General features: G+C 61.1%; 12 protein-coding genes and 1 tRNA gene. 3 read left to right on the plus strand and 10 right to left on the minus strand.

What is annotated here, in order from left to right; translation table 11 throughout:
- Positions 1-34: 34 nt before the first annotated feature.
- From ACQQCD_RS06010 to ACQQCD_RS06045, 8 genes are all read right to left on the minus strand, one after another.
- Positions 35-1498: a dihydrolipoyl dehydrogenase family protein gene (locus ACQQCD_RS06010; RefSeq protein ID WP_430267500.1), complete on the minus strand. Its 1464-nt coding sequence runs from the start codon at positions 1496-1498 to the stop codon at positions 35-37.
- A 49-nt stretch (positions 1499-1547) separates the two neighbouring features.
- On the minus strand, positions 1548-2234 hold the full coding sequence (locus tag ACQQCD_RS06015; protein ID WP_430267501.1) for an N-acetylmannosamine-6-phosphate 2-epimerase: 687 nt from the start codon (positions 2232-2234) through the stop codon (positions 1548-1550).
- Complete coding sequence (locus ACQQCD_RS06020; RefSeq protein WP_430267502.1) at positions 2218-3234, minus strand: ROK family protein; 1017 nt, start codon at positions 3232-3234, stop codon at positions 2218-2220. The genes ACQQCD_RS06015 and ACQQCD_RS06020 overlap by 17 nt, the downstream gene beginning before the upstream one ends.
- A 1-nt stretch (position 3235) precedes the next feature.
- Complete coding sequence (locus tag ACQQCD_RS06025) at positions 3236-4165, minus strand: dihydrodipicolinate synthase family protein (RefSeq protein WP_430267503.1); 930 nt, start codon at positions 4163-4165, stop codon at positions 3236-3238.
- A 65-nt stretch (positions 4166-4230) separates the two neighbouring features.
- On the minus strand, positions 4231-5037 hold the full coding sequence (locus ACQQCD_RS06030) for an ATP-binding cassette domain-containing protein (RefSeq protein ID WP_430267504.1): 807 nt from the start codon (positions 5035-5037) through the stop codon (positions 4231-4233).
- Positions 5034-7136 (minus strand): dipeptide/oligopeptide/nickel ABC transporter permease/ATP-binding protein, encoded by a 2103-nt coding sequence (locus ACQQCD_RS06035; RefSeq protein WP_430267505.1) that lies wholly within the window; start codon positions 7134-7136, stop codon positions 5034-5036. Before ACQQCD_RS06035 ends, ACQQCD_RS06030 begins: the two co-directional genes overlap by 4 nt.
- A 3-nt stretch (positions 7137-7139) precedes the next feature.
- On the minus strand, positions 7140-8096 hold the full coding sequence (locus ACQQCD_RS06040) for an ABC transporter permease (protein ID WP_430267506.1): 957 nt from the start codon (positions 8094-8096) through the stop codon (positions 7140-7142).
- Between the two features lie 116 nt (positions 8097-8212).
- Positions 8213-9838: an ABC transporter substrate-binding protein gene (locus ACQQCD_RS06045; RefSeq protein WP_430267507.1), complete on the minus strand. Its 1626-nt coding sequence runs from the start codon at positions 9836-9838 to the stop codon at positions 8213-8215.
- A 447-nt stretch (positions 9839-10285) separates the two neighbouring features.
- Between ACQQCD_RS06045 and ACQQCD_RS06050 the strand changes: the two genes are divergently transcribed.
- The gene (locus tag ACQQCD_RS06050) at positions 10286-11020 is read left to right on the plus strand and encodes a FadR/GntR family transcriptional regulator (protein ID WP_430267508.1); all 735 of its coding nucleotides are present in this window, start codon (positions 10286-10288) and stop codon (positions 11018-11020) included.
- Positions 11021-11185: 165 nt separating this feature from the next.
- Here the strand turns inward: ACQQCD_RS06050 and ACQQCD_RS06055 are convergent.
- Positions 11186-11262, minus strand: a tRNA-Arg gene (locus ACQQCD_RS06055).
- Positions 11263-11555: 293 nt separating this feature from the next.
- Between ACQQCD_RS06055 and ACQQCD_RS06060 the strand changes: the two genes are divergently transcribed.
- Together ACQQCD_RS06060 and ACQQCD_RS06065 are read left to right on the plus strand one after the other, a co-directional pair.
- Positions 11556-13388: a phosphoenolpyruvate carboxykinase (GTP) gene (locus ACQQCD_RS06060; protein WP_430267550.1), complete on the plus strand. Its 1833-nt coding sequence runs from the start codon at positions 11556-11558 to the stop codon at positions 13386-13388.
- Positions 13389-13651: 263 nt separating this feature from the next.
- Positions 13652-15037 carry an FAD-binding oxidoreductase gene (locus ACQQCD_RS06065; protein ID WP_430267509.1) on the plus strand — a complete coding sequence of 462 codons (1386 nt, stop codon included), beginning with the start codon at positions 13652-13654 and terminating at the stop codon, positions 15035-15037.
- Positions 15038-15109: 72 nt separating this feature from the next.
- On the opposite strand, the gene ACQQCD_RS06070 is transcribed toward ACQQCD_RS06065, so the two are convergent.
- Positions 15110-16270 (minus strand): globin domain-containing protein, encoded by a 1161-nt coding sequence (locus ACQQCD_RS06070; RefSeq protein WP_430267510.1) that lies wholly within the window; start codon positions 16268-16270, stop codon positions 15110-15112.
- Positions 16271-16437: the final 167 nt, after the last annotated feature.

Below are 16437 nucleotides of genomic sequence, written 5' to 3' on the forward strand. Positions count from 1 at the left end.
AAGGAATGTGTTGTTGCGCTCAATGCCTTCTGAGCTACAGGCCGTACTTCTCCAAGAGCCGCAACCACACTTCACTCACCGTGGGATAAGCAGGGACGGCGTGCCACAAACGGTCCAAGGGAACCTCGCCCACCACAGCTATGGTGGCGGCGTGCAGTAACTCGGCTACGTCCGGCCCGGCGAACCTAGCGCCCAGAATCACCTTCCGGTCCTCATCGATGACCAATTGAGCCCAGCCCTTGTAGTTTTCGGCGTGCAGAGCAGAGCCAGCCACTGCAATGGGCAGCTCCACGGTGGAGACCGTGAATCCCTGCTTTTTGGCGTTCTCCTCACTGAGCCCAACGCTGGCCAACTCCGGATCCGTGAACACCACACTGGGAACAGCCAGATCATTGGCAGTGTGCGCGAGCTTGGACCACGCTTTGTTCTCTGTGGGAAAATCGCCCTTGGCGCGAGCCACAATCGCATCCCCAGAGATCCGCGCCTGATACTTGCCTTGGTGAGTCAGCATGGGACCGCCGGAAGCGTCGCCCACGGCATAGAGCCACGGGGTACTAGAGGCAGCGGATTCTTCAAGAACGACGGCGCCACTAGTGTCAGTGCCTAGGCGCCACATATCGTTTTGAGGCGCAGCCAGACCCGCCACGTGCTCCAAGCCCACCCCTTCCAAAGCGGGGTGCCTACCCATGGCGACCAAAACTTTGTCTGCCGTGAGCGAGGTGCCGTCCAGCTCAACGGTGATAGTGCCGTCGTCGTTCTCTGTGATCTTTTTCGCGGCAGTACCTAGGTGAACGTCCACTCCGTCCGCGCGCAGACCAGCGGTGACCAAATCCGCCGCTGGCTTGGCGAAGCTAGTGAGCAAACCACTGCGGGCCACCAGGCTCACGCTTGAGCCGAGGCGCGCGTATGCCTGAGCGAGTTCGGAGCCTGCCACACCGCCGCCTAGGACAATGAGGCGGCGCGGGATCTCGCTGCTTGAGGTTGCCTCACGGGTAGTCCAGTAGGGGACGTCCTCAATGCCTTCAAGGTCAGGAATATTGGGGTGTGATCCGGTAGCGATCACCACTGCGTGGTTGGCGGTGATCTGGTGCTCAACGCCGTCAGTCCCGCTCACGTGAACTTCGCGCTCGCCGGTGATCCAACCATGGCCGCGGATAAAGTCAATGTTGGCGCTTTTGACCCATTCAACTTGGGAATCGTCTTGCCAATGTGAGGCGAAGGCATCCCGGCTGCGCAAAACTGCCGCTGCATCCAGGGTTTTGGTGACGGCCGCTGCGGCGCCGGGCACTGACTGCGCCGCATGCAATGCCGTGCCCGGGCGAAGCAGAGCTTTGGACGGCATACACGCCCAGTAGGAGCACTCACCACCCACTAATTCGGCCTCGACCAGCACAGCGGTCAAGCCGCCTTGGACGGCACGGTCAGCTACGTTCTCGCCCACCGCACCGGCGCCGATGACTACAACATCAAAGCTTGATTGTTCTGCATGATCGCTCATTTCCCCACACTACCCCGCGGCCTTCAACCACGGGAGAGGGGGTAGCGGGCTAGGCGTGCATAGCTCCCTTAAACCAGCCGGTAATGCTTGCGGGGTGGGTGATGGCAGTACCCACAACCACGGCGAACGCCCCGGCGTCGAGCGCCTGGCGCGCATGCGCGGGAGTGTGAATCCGGCCTTCAGCGATCAGCGGTTTGCCGAGATTCGCTTGGGCAATCTGGTTCAAAAGCTCTAGGTCAGGCCCATCAGTTTTAGGGCGCTCACCCGTGTAACCGGAGAGGGTGGTGCCAATCAGGTCAGCACCGGCCTCAACTGCTGCCACAGCATCGTCAAAGGACCCACAATCGGCCATCACCAGGGCATGGGAATCGGAGTGAATGCCCGCCACCGTCTGCGCGAACGATAGCCCGTCAGGCCGCTCCCGGCGGGTGCCGTCGATGGCCACAATGTGCGCGCCAGCATTAGCTACGGCAAGAGCGTGGCGGAGCGTGGGGGTGATAAAAACGCCGCTGTGCCCGTCCTTCCATAAACCGATGACCGGAACCTCCACGGCCGTACGGGTGAACTGAACATCCGCTATGCCTTGAACGCGGATGGCTGCCGCGCCACCTATAACAGCCGACGCCGCCACTTGAGCCATGGTGCGTGGGTCACGCATGGGCTCGCCCGGGTAAGCCTGGGCTGAGACGATCAGTTGATGGCGCAGAGCTTCAAGAGCGTCAGAGGTCAGTAGCACGGTCAGGTCCTTCGTTTTTCTTCTCAGTGATGGTGAACTGGGATGTTGTTTGCGGGGCCAGACGAGTGAACACCAAGCTGGCGGCACCCACTAGGGCTGCGGCATTACCCAAACTAGCGCGGACCACCGGAATCTGGGCCACCGGAGCTAATAATTCCGCGCGCAGTGCTCGTTCCATGGGCAGCCACCAGCGATCTCCAGCATCAGCTAAACCGCCCGAAATCACCACAACCTCGGGATCCAAGACGTTGACCAAACCGCCAATGGCCTGACCGGCAGCCCCGGCGCCCACACCGATTGCCATGTTCGCTACCGGGTCTTCGCTTGCTGCAAGTTCAAAAACTGCTTTGGTGTCAGGAAGGTCGCTATGGCCTCCAAGGCGGCGGTAGGACTCCAAGATTGCAGGTCCGGAAGCGACGGCTTCCACATGACCGGAATGGCCGCATACACACGGGATGGGGGCACCATTGTGGAAGGCATAGGGGGAAGCGAAGTGGCCTACATGCCCGCCCACAAAGTGGTGCCCCAAAAGCGGCTGGCCGTTGAGCACAAAACTGCCACCTACGCCGGTGCCAAACGCCACCATGAGTGAACTACGAGTATTGGCTGCCGCCCCGCGCCACGCCTCACCCAGGGCATGTGCGTGAACATCGTTCACCGCTAGAACGTTCGCCGGGTCAATCGCCAGCCGGCCTGCCAGGCCAGCCGTGATCTCAGTGCCGGCCCAGCCCAGAATCGCATCGGTGGCCGAAAGCACCGAGCCATTCTCGGCGTCGATCACTCCCGCGGAACCAATACCAACGCCGGAAACCTCAAGCCCTTGACCCGCAGCCTTGACCCGCAGTGAGGAGATGAGCGCCGCTGTCGCGTTGAGGATCGCTTCTCCACCACTGCGGTTCAAGGTTGGGATGACATCGGTGAACAGAACTTCACCCGCGCCAGAGATCAGCCCGGCGGCAGTTTTGGTGCCGCCTAAGTCCACTCCGATTACGTAGGTCAAACTAGACCAGGCCGTTGCGCTGCAGGATCCCCTTGATGGCAGCCGTTTCCTCGGCGTTCAAGGAGAGCATCGGGGTGCTCATGGTGTTGGACTCGATGATCCCCATCACCTGCAGAGCGGTTTTGAAGGCGCCCAAACCTGCAGCACCACCAGAAACACGACCGTTCGGGGTGTAAACGATCTCAAAGACGTCAGCAAGACGGTCCTGCTCGGCTGCAGCCTTGGCCCAGTCGCCGGCCTGTGCTGCCTCATAAAGGTTTTTGTAACCGCGCGGGTCAACGTTGCCCAAGCCCGGAACAACACCCTGAGCGCCGCCCAGAAGCGCGCCGTCCACAACTACTTCGTGACCCGTGAAGATATCAAAGTTCGGTACGTCCTTGGCAGCCAACAACAACTGACGGAAGGAAACATCATCACCGGAAGAGTCCTTCACACCGGCAATCACACCCTCTTTACCGAGCTTGACCAACAAATCGGTGGGGAGCTTGAAGTGAGTCCGGACCGGCACGTCATAAGCGAAGATCGGCTTATCGATGGCCTCGTGGATAGCCCGGTAGTGGGTTTCAGTTTCTTGGACGTTGCCGATCGCGTAGTACATCGAGGTCACCACAATTGCCTCAGCACCAAGATCAATAACTCGCTTGGCTTCTTCGATCACACGGTTGGTGGTCTGCTCGTTGGCGCCCACAATCAGCGGCACCCGTGCGTCGCCAGCGGCGTTGTTGGCCTCGGCAATGGTGGAGACCACCAAATCACGCTCGGCGTTGGTCATGTACGGAACCTCGGCGGAAGAACCTAGAACAAATAGACCGTCCACGCCGCCGTCGAGCAAGTGTTTGGTGAGGTTGGTTAGCGAGGCGGTATCGATGCTGCCATCAGGGTGGCGGGGTGTAACTACGGGAGGGATAACACCGTGGAACTGGGAAGACACAAGAAACTCCAATTGACTAGTAATGAAATCTAAAAAATGTTGTGAGCGTTAGAAGGGCAAAAGCCCTAGATGTGCAAAAGGCTCGGGGCAGCGCCCAAAAGCTTTTTGGTGTAGTCGTTGCTCGGGTTGTCGAAAACTTGCTCCGCGGGGCCCTGCTCAACAATTTCGCCGAAGTACATCACGCAAATGCGGTCAGAAACGTAGCGAACGGTTTGGATGTCGTGGGAGATAAACACCATGCCGAGGTTGAGCTGTTTTTTCAGGTCAGAAAGCAAGTTCAACACCTGGGCGCGCACTGAGACATCCAAAGCAGAGGTGGGTTCGTCGGCCACAATGATGTCCGGGGCCAACGCCAATGCTCGGGCAATCGCCACACGCTGACGTTGGCCACCGGAAACTTGCGACGGCGTGACCTCGGCTGCCGATTGCGGCAAACCAACCAGCGCCAAAAGGTCCTTAACCTTGGCGGCGCGAGAAGCCGGGGTCCCAATGCCATGAATCTGGAGTGGGTCCGTGAGGATGTCCTGGATGGTCATGCGCGGGTTCAACGCCGTTGCGGGGTCCTGGAATACCACTGAGACGGAGCGGCCAAATTCTTTGCGCATGGCTGCGTTGCGCTTAATTGCTGGGCGCCCATGGAAGAGAACTTCGCCGGAGGTTGGCGTCTGCAAACCCACCAGGACGGATGCCAAAGTGGACTTGCCACAACCGGATTCGCCCACAATTCCTACGGTCTCGCCGCGGCTGATCGTAAAGTCCACACCGTTGACCGCTTTGACGATGCCCGGTTTGAACAATCCGCCCGAACGGGTTTTGTGGAAGACCTTAACGTCCTTGAGCTCAATAACGGGCTTGCCAGTTGACTCGCTCACTTTGCGTCCTCCTTCAGGTGGCTGGCCCAGTAGTGATCCGTGCCTTCGCTGATTTTGGTAAAGACCAATTTCTGGTCCGGGTTTGCGTCCTCACGCAAGGAGCGCGGGGCAAAGCGGTCGCCGGTGGCAAAATCCCGGGGCGAGGGCACGGTGCCTGGAATCTGGTGCAGACGCACGGCATCGGCCTCGATGGAGAGCACAGCGCCAAGTAACCCGCGAGTGTATTCGTGCTTGGGATTCTGCAAGAGCTCGGAAGCCTGCGCGGACTCCACCACCTGGCCCGCGTACATCACGGTGATGCGGTGTGCCAAGGAGGCCACCAAAGCAAGGTCGTGGCTGACGAACACCATGGCAAAGCCCAGCTGTTCGCGCAGTTCGTTGAGCAGATCCACAACCTGCTTCTGAACGGTGACGTCCAAGGCCGTGGTGGGCTCATCGGCCACCACAATCTTGGGAGAACGGGAGAGTGCCATGGCAATCAGCACACGTTGGCGTTGGCCGCCGGATAGCTCATGCGGGTAACTTGCCAGGGTACGGACGGGGTCCAGCTTGACCATTTCCAGAAGCTCGGTGGGGGTTTTACGGCCGCCACGCTTGGTGAGCTGCTCCATCTGTTCCTTGATTTTCATCGAGGGGTTCAAGGAGCTCAGAGCATCTTGGTAGACCATGGCGATCTGCTCGCCGCGTAGACCTTCGTAGGCTTTGACGTCAGCTTGATTCGTGGACTGGTCCAGTAGCTCTTTGCCATCAAACTTGATGGAGCCAAAGATCTGCGCGGTTTTGGGCAGCAAACCCATAACCGCCAGGGAGGTGATGGACTTTCCGCAACCGGATTCACCCACCAAACCCATCGTTTCGCCTTCACGGACGGTGAAGGAGACATTGTCCACAATCGGGACATCACCAAAGCGGCCCGGGAAGTGGATAGAGAGGTTTTTGACCTCAAGGACGTTGCGGGCTTCGGCGCCAACCTGTGGGAGCCGGTCCGTGCGGGTGGCCTCAACAGTGGCCAAGTGCGCCAGTTCGGCGTCCAAGAGAGCGTGCGGGTTAACCAAAGCGGTCTTTACATCCTTGAGGATGTCAGTGCTTGGTGCCTCGGCCAAGGGATTCTCTACGGCTGGTAGCGCTGCGTCGAGTTCGTGAGTCTCAACCACGGAAGGCGCGGTAGGCGTCGTCGCAACTGTTTCATCCACCAAAGTGGCTGTAACAGCGGCGGCGGAACCGTCGTCGTCGTTCACTACCGGAGCCCTGCGAAGCTTGGGATTGACCATCGCATCGGTGAGGCCCTCGGCAAGAATGTTCAGCGCCAAAACGGTCAAGAGGATGATCAGACCAGCGAAGGTAGTGGCCCACCATCCGCCGGAGAGAACCAAGTTGCGGCCGTAGGAGATCACGTTGCCCCATGACGGTGCGGGGTCCTGGATTCCGGCTCCCAAGAAGGAGAGTGAGGCTTCGAGGATGATCGCATCTGCCACCATCACCGTGGCGAAAACCAGCACGGGAGCGGCGGTGTTCCGCACAATGTGCTTGAGCAAAATGTAGGTGCGGCCTGCGCCAATCACGCGCTCTGCCCGGACGTAGTCTTCGCCGTACTGGGAGAGAACGTTGGCCCTGACCACACGGGCAATCTGGGGCGAGTAAACAATCGCGATCGCCACAATAATCGTGGGGACGGAGTTACCAAAGGACGCCAACAGCACTGCTGCCAAGGCGATACCCGGGAACGCCATAAGGATGTCCATAATGCGCATGATGATCTCGTTCACGGCTTTGGACGAGGTCGCTGCGAGGGAACCAAGCGTTGCGCCGATGATAATCGCCAGGGCAACGGAGCCCAAGCCGATCATGAGTGAGGTTTGTGCGCCCCAAATGAGGCGGGCCAAAACGTCACGGCCAATGCGGTCGGTACCAAAGGGGTGATCCCCGCTTGGTGCTTGCGCGGGGATGTCATTGGCCAGCGGGTCGCGCCCCAAGAGCGGGGCGATGATGGCCATAACGGCAATAAATACCAAAAAAACCAGGGCGATCTTGGAGCCCAGGGGGAGAGCTTTAAAACGTACGCCGGGTTCGCTCAGACGTGTGGCAAGTTTGCTACGCATGACTTAGACCGTCCTGATTCGGGGGTTGATGAGCAGGTACAGCAGGTCCACCAGGATGTTCACCAAAACGAACGTCACGGAGATCACCAGAACCACACCCTGAACCAGGTTCGTGTCCTTGTTGGTGATGCCGTTGAGGATTAGCTGTCCCATTCCGGGGAGGGAGAAGATCATTTCAATCACGACGGCGCCGCCCAGCAAATAGCCAATGCGCAGTCCCAGCACGGTCACCGGAGTGACCAGTGCGTTGCGCAGTACGTTGCGGGAGACCACTTCGCGGTAGGGCACGCCGTTACCGATGGCGGTGCGGACATAGTCGCGGTCCAGTTCCTCCACCATCGAGGTGCGGACCACTCGAATCAGGGAAGCAGAAACCGGGATAGCCAGTGCCAAGGCCGGCAGTGCGATGGAACGCAACCAACCGCCAAAGCCTTCAGACGGATCAGCCATACCACCGGAGGGGAAGATTGAATCGGTTCCAAGGGCGAACCACTGGATCAGCAAAATACCCAACCAGAACGACGGCGTTGCGATGGCTGCGATGGAGAAAACACGGACGATTTGGTCAACCCACGTGTCCCGGTAGAGTGCGGCAAGCACACCAAAGACGAGTGACAAGATGACGGCGATGATCACACCAACGAAGGTCAGCTGGAGTGTCAGCGGGAAGGCTTGGCTGATCACTTCGGTGATGGGCCGGGCCGGGGGCAAAGTGTTGCCAAAGTTCAAGGTCAGCATTTTGCCCAAGTAAGCAAAGTACTGGATAAAGAGTGGGTCGTTGAGGCCATTGTCTTGGCGGTACTTGTCCAAGGCTTCGGGCGAGGCGCCTTCACCAAGGGCCGCAACCGCGCGGTCACCTGGTGCGAACTGCAGCACCACAAAGACCAACAGGGTTACACCCAGGATCATTAAGGGGAGTGCTGCGAGCCGGCGTCCCAGCAGTCGCAATAACATTGCCATTTACATCTCCGGTTTATCCGCGCGGTGTGAGCCACGTCATGATGTTGGGATTCACGTGCCGGAGGGGCCGTGGCCATCGGGCCACAGCCCCTCCGGTCTGTGAAAATTTCTAGCTGCTAGGACGTGCGGCCTACGCCCACAAAGCTCACGCCTGTGGTCGGCAGTGCCTGGAAGTCCTTGAGCTTCTTGGCATCCCACGCGGTGGGGAGCTTGCGGTGGAAGATCGGGTACAGGGGGGCTTCCTCGGCAATGATGTCGATGACCTTCTTGTACTCAGCCTTAGCCTCAGCCTCGGTGCCCTTGGTTGCAGCATCCATAGCGGCAGTGACCTTGGCGTATTCCGGGGTGGTGTTCCAGCCGAAGCGGTTCTTAGCCCAGACGTCGCCGCGGTACCACCAAGAGAGCAGGATGTCAGCGTCGTTACCGAATACCGAAGGGTCACCGGGTGCTGCGAGGACGTCGTACTTGAGTCCACCCACCTTTTCCGGCGCGTACACAGCTGCCGAAGCCAAAGACTCCAGAGTGGTGTTGACGCCGATTGAATCCCAGTACTTCTTGATCAACGGTGCAACGTCCTTGACCCACGCGGTGTCCGTGGTGGTCAACGTCAGTGAAAGGTTGGAGACGCCCGCGTCAGCGAGCAGCTTCTTTGCCTTGTCGGCGTCGAAGTTGTAGACAGTCGAGGCTTCTTGGTAAGCCGAGTGGCCTTCAGGGAAGAAGGACTTCGCTGCTGCGGCGTTACCCAAAAGTGCCGTCTTGATAATGGCATCGGTGTCCAAGGCGAAGTGCAGTGCCTGGCGGACTTCCTTCTTGTTGAACGGTGCCTTGGTGCAGTTGAACGCGAGGAACAACAGGCCGAAGGACTGCTTAGATTCAACGTTGACCTTGGACTTGAGGCTGTCAACGTCCAAGTAGGGAACGTCTTCAATTGCTTGAACGCGGCCGGACTGAACAGCTGTCACACGAGCAGCTGCGTCATTGAGCAAGAACCAGGTCATTCCCTTGGCCAGTGCTGGCTTAGGGCCGTTGTAGGCGTCAAAGCGCTCGAAGACGATCTTGTCGTCCTTAGCGGCGGAGACAAACTTGTACGGGCCGGTACCAATCGGCTTAGCGTCGAATGCGGTCTGGTCCTTGGAAGCGATTGCCTTGGGGACAATCTTTACCACTGAGATACGAGGACCAAATCCGGCGAAAGGCTGGTTGAGAGTGAACTCGACAGTCTTGGCATCGGTGGCCTTGACGCTCTTGATAAAGAAGATGAACTGAGCGAACAGGGCTTTGTTGGCCGGGTCCAGCACGCGTTCGAAGGAGTAAACAACGTCCTCGGCGGTGACCGGGGTGCCGTCGTGGAAAGTTGCGCCATCACGCAAGGTGACGGTGTAGCTGGTGTCAGAAACCTTCTTGGGGTCCGCAGCGGCGAGCGCGTTGTACGGTTCGCGAGTAGCCGGGTGCAGCTCAACGAGGCCCTCGAAGATGTGCAGGTTGGCAGCCAAAGGAGTCGCGCCTGAGGAAGACATCGGGTCAAAGCCAGTGGAAAGCGAGTAGGAGATACCAGCTTCGATGGTGAGGTCCTTGTTGACCTCGCCGGAGTTGTTGGCGCTAGGGGCGGTGCTGGAGCTGGAACCGCAAGCGGCCAGTGTGGTGGTGAAAGCTGCAGCGGCGCCCACGGCACCGGTCAGCTTCAGGAAGTTGCGGCGGCTGGCGTCTTTGACCAGCGGCAGATTCGCAAGAGTCTTGCTCATGTGGTGCCTCACCATTCAATGTAGTTATCGGACGTAGGACATCCGATGCTCGTAGTGAAACTGTAAGGGGCGTCACACATGAACGTCAAGCAAGAATTTGGTCACAAGTGGGTTACGCGGGGGTGGAGGCGAAGTGCTCGCAGGTTTGCTGGGTGGTTTGTTGCCGGCTGGTGCGCGACTGTTGCTGGGGTTCTTGCGCGTTGCTACTCGCGCGCAGGGAATAAATTCGGCCGGCTACTTTTGTGAAGGTCGGACATCCGATATCATATGACAAAGTCACGATGGCACACGGCGCCTGCGCCTGCGCTCAATATAACACCGTGCACCGTGTGGCGCAGGAACAATTGTGGGGGAGTAAAGCTTCAGAAATGAGCATTCTCGCCCCACAAAATCGCCGATCTGGCGGTGACTACCCTCGCGCTTGGGTGCTTTGGCAAGGAGTCCGGCATGAAAACCAGCGCAGTTCCGCAAGCACGATTTAGCGCCCAAGCAAGGCTCCGCGCCCTCCAAGCGGACATTATGGATCTCATCCTTGATCGTGAACTCGAAGCTGGGGATCCACTTCCCACCGAGAATGAACTGTCCATTGCCCTCGGTGTTGGCCGCAACACCCTCCGTGAATCCCTCAAAGTCCTTCAGGCGCTAGGCGTGATTGAGATCCGGCATGGCTTTGGAATGTTTGTTGCACCCAGTAACTTCGATGCGCTCGCCGATGGACTGACTTTCCGCGGCCGGCTCTCACTGCGTCACCAGGGTTTGGAAGCGCTGCAGCTCGTTGATGTGCGCCAAGCGCTTGAGTCCGGTCTGATTGGCAGCTCCATGGACGTGATGGACAAGGAGCAGTTGGCTGCCATCGAAGCAGCTGTGATCCAAATGGAAGAACAAGCCGCAGCTGGCGAGAACTTTGTTGAGGCCGACGCCGAATTTCACCACCGACTCTTTGAGCCGCTCAACAACGAACTGCTGATCAATCTGATGGGTGTTTTCTGGAAGGTGTACCGGAAAATTCACACGGAAGTTGGTGCCGGCAAGTCCGGGCGCGAGGATCTGAAAGAAACCGCCAAGATCCACCGTGAGATTTATGTAGCGGTAGCCGAGGGGGACAAGGCGCTTGCCTCAGAGCGGCTCAACCGTCACTTCGACGGCATTCGTTTGCGGATCACCGAGGCTGTTGCTGAATAAACGCAGCATCTTCTCAACGCTGTTGTGGCCCTGCCTGGCTTTCGGGTGGGGCCACGCTCGTTTTCCTCGGCCCTGTGTGAGTGATCAACGCTTGGGATGGGGAAGTGTGGGGCACTGCGCCCGGTAACGAAAAAGTCCCGCACAGTTTCCTGTGCGGGACTTGATTGGTGCGCCCAAAGGGATTCGAACCCCTGACCTTCTGTTCCGTAGACAGACGCTCTATCCAGCTGAGCTATGGGCGCATTTTGACTCGGTTGGGCTCTTCATTTCTGAAGCGTTGTTCCCGCTCGAACCTTGAAATACTTTACGCGAGATTTGCCCAGAGTTCCAAATCGGCCGCATGGTGATCTCCCTAACTAGACCGGTCTAGGTGAGCTTAGTCACAAAAATGGACCTTGCGATGGACGCTTGATCGCTAGAATCCGCGGAATTGCCACCCGCCGAGTGAAGAGGTCCCATGTCTGATCTCAAAGTTGCAAAGGTTCCCGCGCCTAGCATTTATCACACACCACTGAACCCGAAGAAGGGAACCGTAATGGGCGATCTGGCGAACCTGCCGCTGCTTGAGAAAGCACCCACCACACATGCCGGCCTGCTGGCATGGGTTGAAGAGGTCGCGGAACTGACCCAGCCGGACCAGATTCACTGGGTGGATGGCTCGGAAGAGGAGAACACCCGGCTCACGGACGAGCTCGTGGCGGCCGGAACCCTGATCCGGCTGAACGAGAAGCTGTTCCCGAACTCCTTCGCGGCATTCTCCGATCCCGCCGACGTCGCCCGCGTCGAAGAACGGACCTTCATCTGCTCCGAGAACGAGCGGGATGCGGGCTTCACCAATAACTGGATGGCGCCGGCCGAGATGAAGGAAAAGCTGCGCGGCCTGTTCAACGGCTCGATGCGCGGCCGCACCATGTACGTCATCCCCTTCGTCATGGGACACCTGGACGCCGAGGACCCGAAGTTCGGCGTCGAGATCACGGACAGCGCCTACGTTGTCGCCTCCATGCGCATCATGGCCACGATCGGCACCGAGGTCCTGGACAAGATCACCGCCACCAACGCTTTCTTCGTCCCGGCCCTGCACTCCCTGGGCGCCCCGCTGGCACCGGGCCAGGCTGACGTTGCCTGGCCCTGCAACCCGGACAAGTGGATCGTGCACTTCCCGGAGGAGCGCTCCATCTGGTCCTTCGGCTCCGGCTACGGCGGCAACGCCCTCCTCGGCAAGAAGTGCTACGCCCTGCGCATCGCCTCGGTCATGGCCCGCGACGAGGGCTGGCTGGCCGAGCACATGCTCATCCTCAAGCTGACATCGCCGGAAAAGAAGAACTACTACGTCTCCGCGGCGTTCCCTTCCGCCTGCGGCAAGACCAACCTCGCCCTGCTCGACCCGACCATCGAGGGCTGGGAGGTCGAGACCCTCGGCGATGACATCACCTGGATGCGGATCGGCAAGGAAGGCGAACTGCGCGCCACCAACCCGGAGGCCGGCCTGTTCGGTGTCGCCCCCGGCACCGGCTGGGGCACCAACCCCAACGCCATGCGCGCCATTGCCAAGGGCCACAGCATCTTCACCAACGTCGCCCTTACCGACGACGGCGGCGTGTGGTGGGAAGGCATGACCGACGAGGTCCCGGCGCACCTGATCGACTGGCAGGGCAACGACTGGACCCCGGCGTCGGACAAGCCGGCCGCGCACCCGAACTCCCGCTTCTGCACCCCGATCTCGCAAGTCGACATGCTGGCCGAGGAGTACTACAGCCCCGAAGGCGTGGAGGTTTCCGCTATCCTCTTCGGCGGCCGGCGCAAGACCACGGTTCCGCTGGTGACCCAGGCCCGCAGCTGGACCAACGGCATCTTCATGGGTTCCACGCTCTCATCGGAAACGACCGCTGCTGCCGCGGGCCAGGTCGGCGTGCTCCGCCGCGACCCGATGGCCATGCTTCCGTTCATCGGCTACGACGCTGGCGACTACCTGAAGCACTGGATCAGCGTCTCGGGCAAGGCCAACCCGGAGCGGCTGCCGCACATCTTCCTGGTCAACTGGTTCCGCCGCACGGCCGACGGTGACTTCGCCTGGCCCGGCTTCGGCGACAACGCCCGCGTCCTCAAGTGGGCCATCGAGCGCATTGAAGGCAAGGCTGACGCCGTCGAGACGCCCATCGGCTTCGTCCCGACCGGGCACTCGCTGGACATTAGCGGCCTGGACCTGACCCACGCCCACGTGGAGGACGCCGTCCGCGTTGACCGCGAGGAATGGGACGCCGAGCTGGCCTCCATCGAGGAGTGGTACGCGAAGTTCGGCGATTCGCTGCCGGACGCGCTGCGCTCCGAGCTCGATTCGCTCAAGGAACGGATGTCCGCGCACTAGCGGCTGTTGATGCAACGACGGCGGCCCCGCACCTTCGATAAGGTGCGGGCCGCCGTCGTATTCTCAACGATCGTTGTCATCGCTTGGCAGGGAGGCGGCGGCTGCCGGGACTTAGGCCCCTAGCCCGCGGTCCGGAGGTGCCCATAGGCTCATCCCATTCATCAGCCGGGCCGGCCGCTGGCGCTCGGGGATGCGGAGACATTCCGGGCGCACGCTGACGCGCCCTCCGCCTGCCGCTGCGGGCGAGATCCCAGGAGCACACCATGCTTGTCACTGACGATATTCAGGCCCTGTCCGATGTTGTCCGCGGCCCGGTCGCTTTGCCGGACAGTCCCGAATTCGCGGCCGAGACCTTCGCCTTCAATGCCGCTACCGTGCACCGGCCCGACGTCGTCCTGGGCGCCAGCACCGCCCAGGATGTCGCGGCGGGGGTCAAATGGGCGGCAGAACGCCGGCTACCGGTAGCGGTCCAGTCCACCGGACACGGCGCCGACTCTGTGGTCGAGGGCGGTCTGCTGATTAACACCAGGCGGCTGCAGGGGCTGCACATCGATCCGGTGGAACGCACCGCGAGGGTGGGGGCCGGGGTGAAATGGCGCAGCGTCCTGGAAGCCAGTGTTCCGCTCGGGCTGGTCGGACTGCACGGCTCAAGCACCGATGTTGGCGTGGTGGGATACACCGTCGGCGGCGGTCTGCCGGTACTGGGCCGGGCCCACGGCTTCGCGGCGGACCACGTCCGCAGCATGGAGGTGGTCACTGCGGACGGTGCGCTGCGCCGCATCGATGCCGAGGCGGAGGCCGAGCTGTTCGCGTTGATGCTCGGCGGCAAGGGCAACTTCGGCATAGTCACCGAACTCGAGTTCAGCCTCTTTCCGCTGGGCGAGTTCTACGGCGGCGGCATCATCTACCCGGGTGCCGATGCGGCCCTTATTCTGGCCGCGTTCCGTGACTGGCTGGCCACGCTGCCGGACGACGCCTCGCCCTCGATCTCGCTGTTGCGGCTTCCCGATATGGAGTTTGTCCCCGGCCCATTGCGGGGCCAGTTTGTGGTGCACCTCCGCTTCGCCCTGTTGGGGAATCGGGAGGTCGGCGACGCGCTGCTTGCCCCCATGCGCGCAATTTCGACCCCGTTGATGGACACGGCCGGGCCCATGGACTACCTCGACGTCGACCAGATCCACATGGACCCGGCGGATCCGCTCCCCTTCACGGCCGGCGGAGCCTTGCTGAAGGACCTCGGCGAGGAGACCCTGGCGGAGCTGTTGCAACACACCGGGGAAGGCTCGGACTGTCCGCTGCTCCTGGTCGAAATCCGGCCCCTGGGTGGAGCCCTGGCCCGCGAAGGGGCAGTGCCGAACGCCGTGTCGGGGCGGGACGCGGCATTCCTGCTCTTCCTGCTCGGCTTCAAGATGCCGCCGGTCGCCGAGGCTGTCACGGCGTCCATCCGCTCGACCCTGGCCGCGATGGCTCCGCACTCCACCGGATTTACCCTGGTCAACTTCCACGGCGAACCGGGCGATGAGGCGGACCGGGCCCGGGCGTGGGCGCCCCCAGTTTACGAACGGATGAGGGCCGCGAAGTCCAGCTACGACCCGGGTAATCTCCTGCGGTTCGGCCACACGATCACCGGTGTGCCATCCCTGGGGTGAGATGCATTCGAGTGCTCCGCAACCGCCCTTTTGACCCGTTATAAGGGCGGTTACGGAGCAACCGATGTGTTCCTAGTTGGCGAGCCAGATGTCCGGGCCGAAGACCTCGTAGTGGATCTTGGTGGCGGGAATGCCGGCGTTGATGGCCTCGTTGCGGATGTTCTTCATGAACGGCAGCGGCCCGCACAGGTACAGCGATGCGTTTGCCGGCAGGTCCACGTCGCGCAGCGACATGAAGCCCTCTTTCGCGCCCGCCTCCGGCCGCTCGAGCCAGAGCTGCAGCTCCGCCGCTTCGAGACGCTCGACGTCGTCGGTCATCTGGGAGCGAAGCGCCCAGCTGTCCAGGGTGCTTTCCGCGTGCAGGACGAGGACCTGGCGGTCCGAGCCCTCCTCCGCGAGGGAACGCAGGATCGAGGCCGACGGCGTGCAGCCGATACCGGCCGAGGCCAGGACCACGGGGCCCTCGCTCTCCTTGAGCGTGATTTCGCCGTACGGGTTGGAGATTTCGAGGATGTCGCCGACCTTGACGTGGTTGTGCAGCACGGGGGAGACCTCTCCGCCGTCGTCGAGCTTGGTGGTGAAGCTGCGGCTGGTGCCGGCATCGCCGGAGAGCGAGTACTGGCGGACCTGGCGGAGGCCCTCCGGCAGCGTCACCTTGACGCTGACGTACTGGCCGGGCAGAGCCGGGGTGATGGGGGTATCGTCGGCCGGTTCCAGCGTGAACGTCATGGAGCCGGTGCCGGCAGGGGTCTTGGCCGCAACCCGCCACGGGGTCCACATCTTGCCGTTGGCCTGCGCCGAGTAGAGGCCTTTTTCGAGCTTGATCAGGGCGTCGGCCATGAGCCAGTAAACCTCGGTCCAGGCCTCGGCAATTTCGGGGGTGATGACCTCGGCCAGGTCCTCGGCGATGGCGGCGAAGAGGTGCTCGTAGACCACCTGGTACTGCGGTTCGGTGATGCCGAGGGAAGCGTGGCGGTGCGCGATGCGCGACAGCACGGTCTCCGGGAGGGTGCCCGGGTTGCTGACCAGGTGGCTGGCGAAAGCGGCGATGCTCCCGGCCAGGGCCTGCTGCTGGTTGCCGGAGCGCTGGTTGGAGCGGCTGAACAGCCCGTCCAGCAGTTCGGGGTGTGCGCCGAAGAGCCGGGCGTAGAACTTGGGGGTGATATCGCCGATCCGGGAACCGACCAGCGGCAGGGTGGCCTCGATGACGGGGAAGGACTTGTCCGAGAGCATGCTGACTCCTGAGATAGTGGCCCGGCGTCTTCAACCGGACCGTTGCCAAATACTCGTATTTGAAATACAAGTATTTATGCCTCAGTTCTACACGTCGTAGAAAATGGTTGCAAATCGGATGAAGCCGGGGCGGGCGGCATGCAGCGTGAGGGCGTGCTGCGTGGTGG

Origin of the sequence: Pseudarthrobacter sp. J1763 (genome assembly GCF_050490295.1) — a bacterium.
GTDB lineage: Bacteria > Actinomycetota > Actinomycetes > Actinomycetales > Micrococcaceae > JBNPEO01.

Bases quoted from the DNA above. Each gene is read 5' to 3' on its own strand.
- ACQQCD_RS06010 (WP_430267500.1), bottom strand. From the start codon at position 1,498: ATGAGCGATCATGCAGAACAATCAAGCTTTGATGTTGTAGTCATCGGC.
- ACQQCD_RS06035 (WP_430267505.1), bottom strand. From the start codon at position 7,136: ATGCGTAGCAAACTTGCCACACGTCTGAGCGAACCCGGCGTACGTTTT.
- ACQQCD_RS06040 (WP_430267506.1), bottom strand. From the start codon at position 8,096: ATGGCAATGTTATTGCGACTGCTGGGACGCCGGCTCGCAGCACTCCCC.
- ACQQCD_RS06045 (WP_430267507.1), bottom strand. From the start codon at position 9,838: ATGAGCAAGACTCTTGCGAATCTGCCGCTGGTCAAAGACGCCAGCCGC.
- ACQQCD_RS06050 (WP_430267508.1), top strand. From the start codon at position 10,286: ATGAAAACCAGCGCAGTTCCGCAAGCACGATTTAGCGCCCAAGCAAGG.
- ACQQCD_RS06060 (WP_430267550.1), top strand. From the start codon at position 11,556: ATGGGCGATCTGGCGAACCTGCCGCTGCTTGAGAAAGCACCCACCACA.
- ACQQCD_RS06065 (WP_430267509.1), top strand. From the start codon at position 13,652: ATGCTTGTCACTGACGATATTCAGGCCCTGTCCGATGTTGTCCGCGGC.
- ACQQCD_RS06070 (WP_430267510.1), bottom strand. From the start codon at position 16,270: ATGCTCTCGGACAAGTCCTTCCCCGTCATCGAGGCCACCCTGCCGCTG.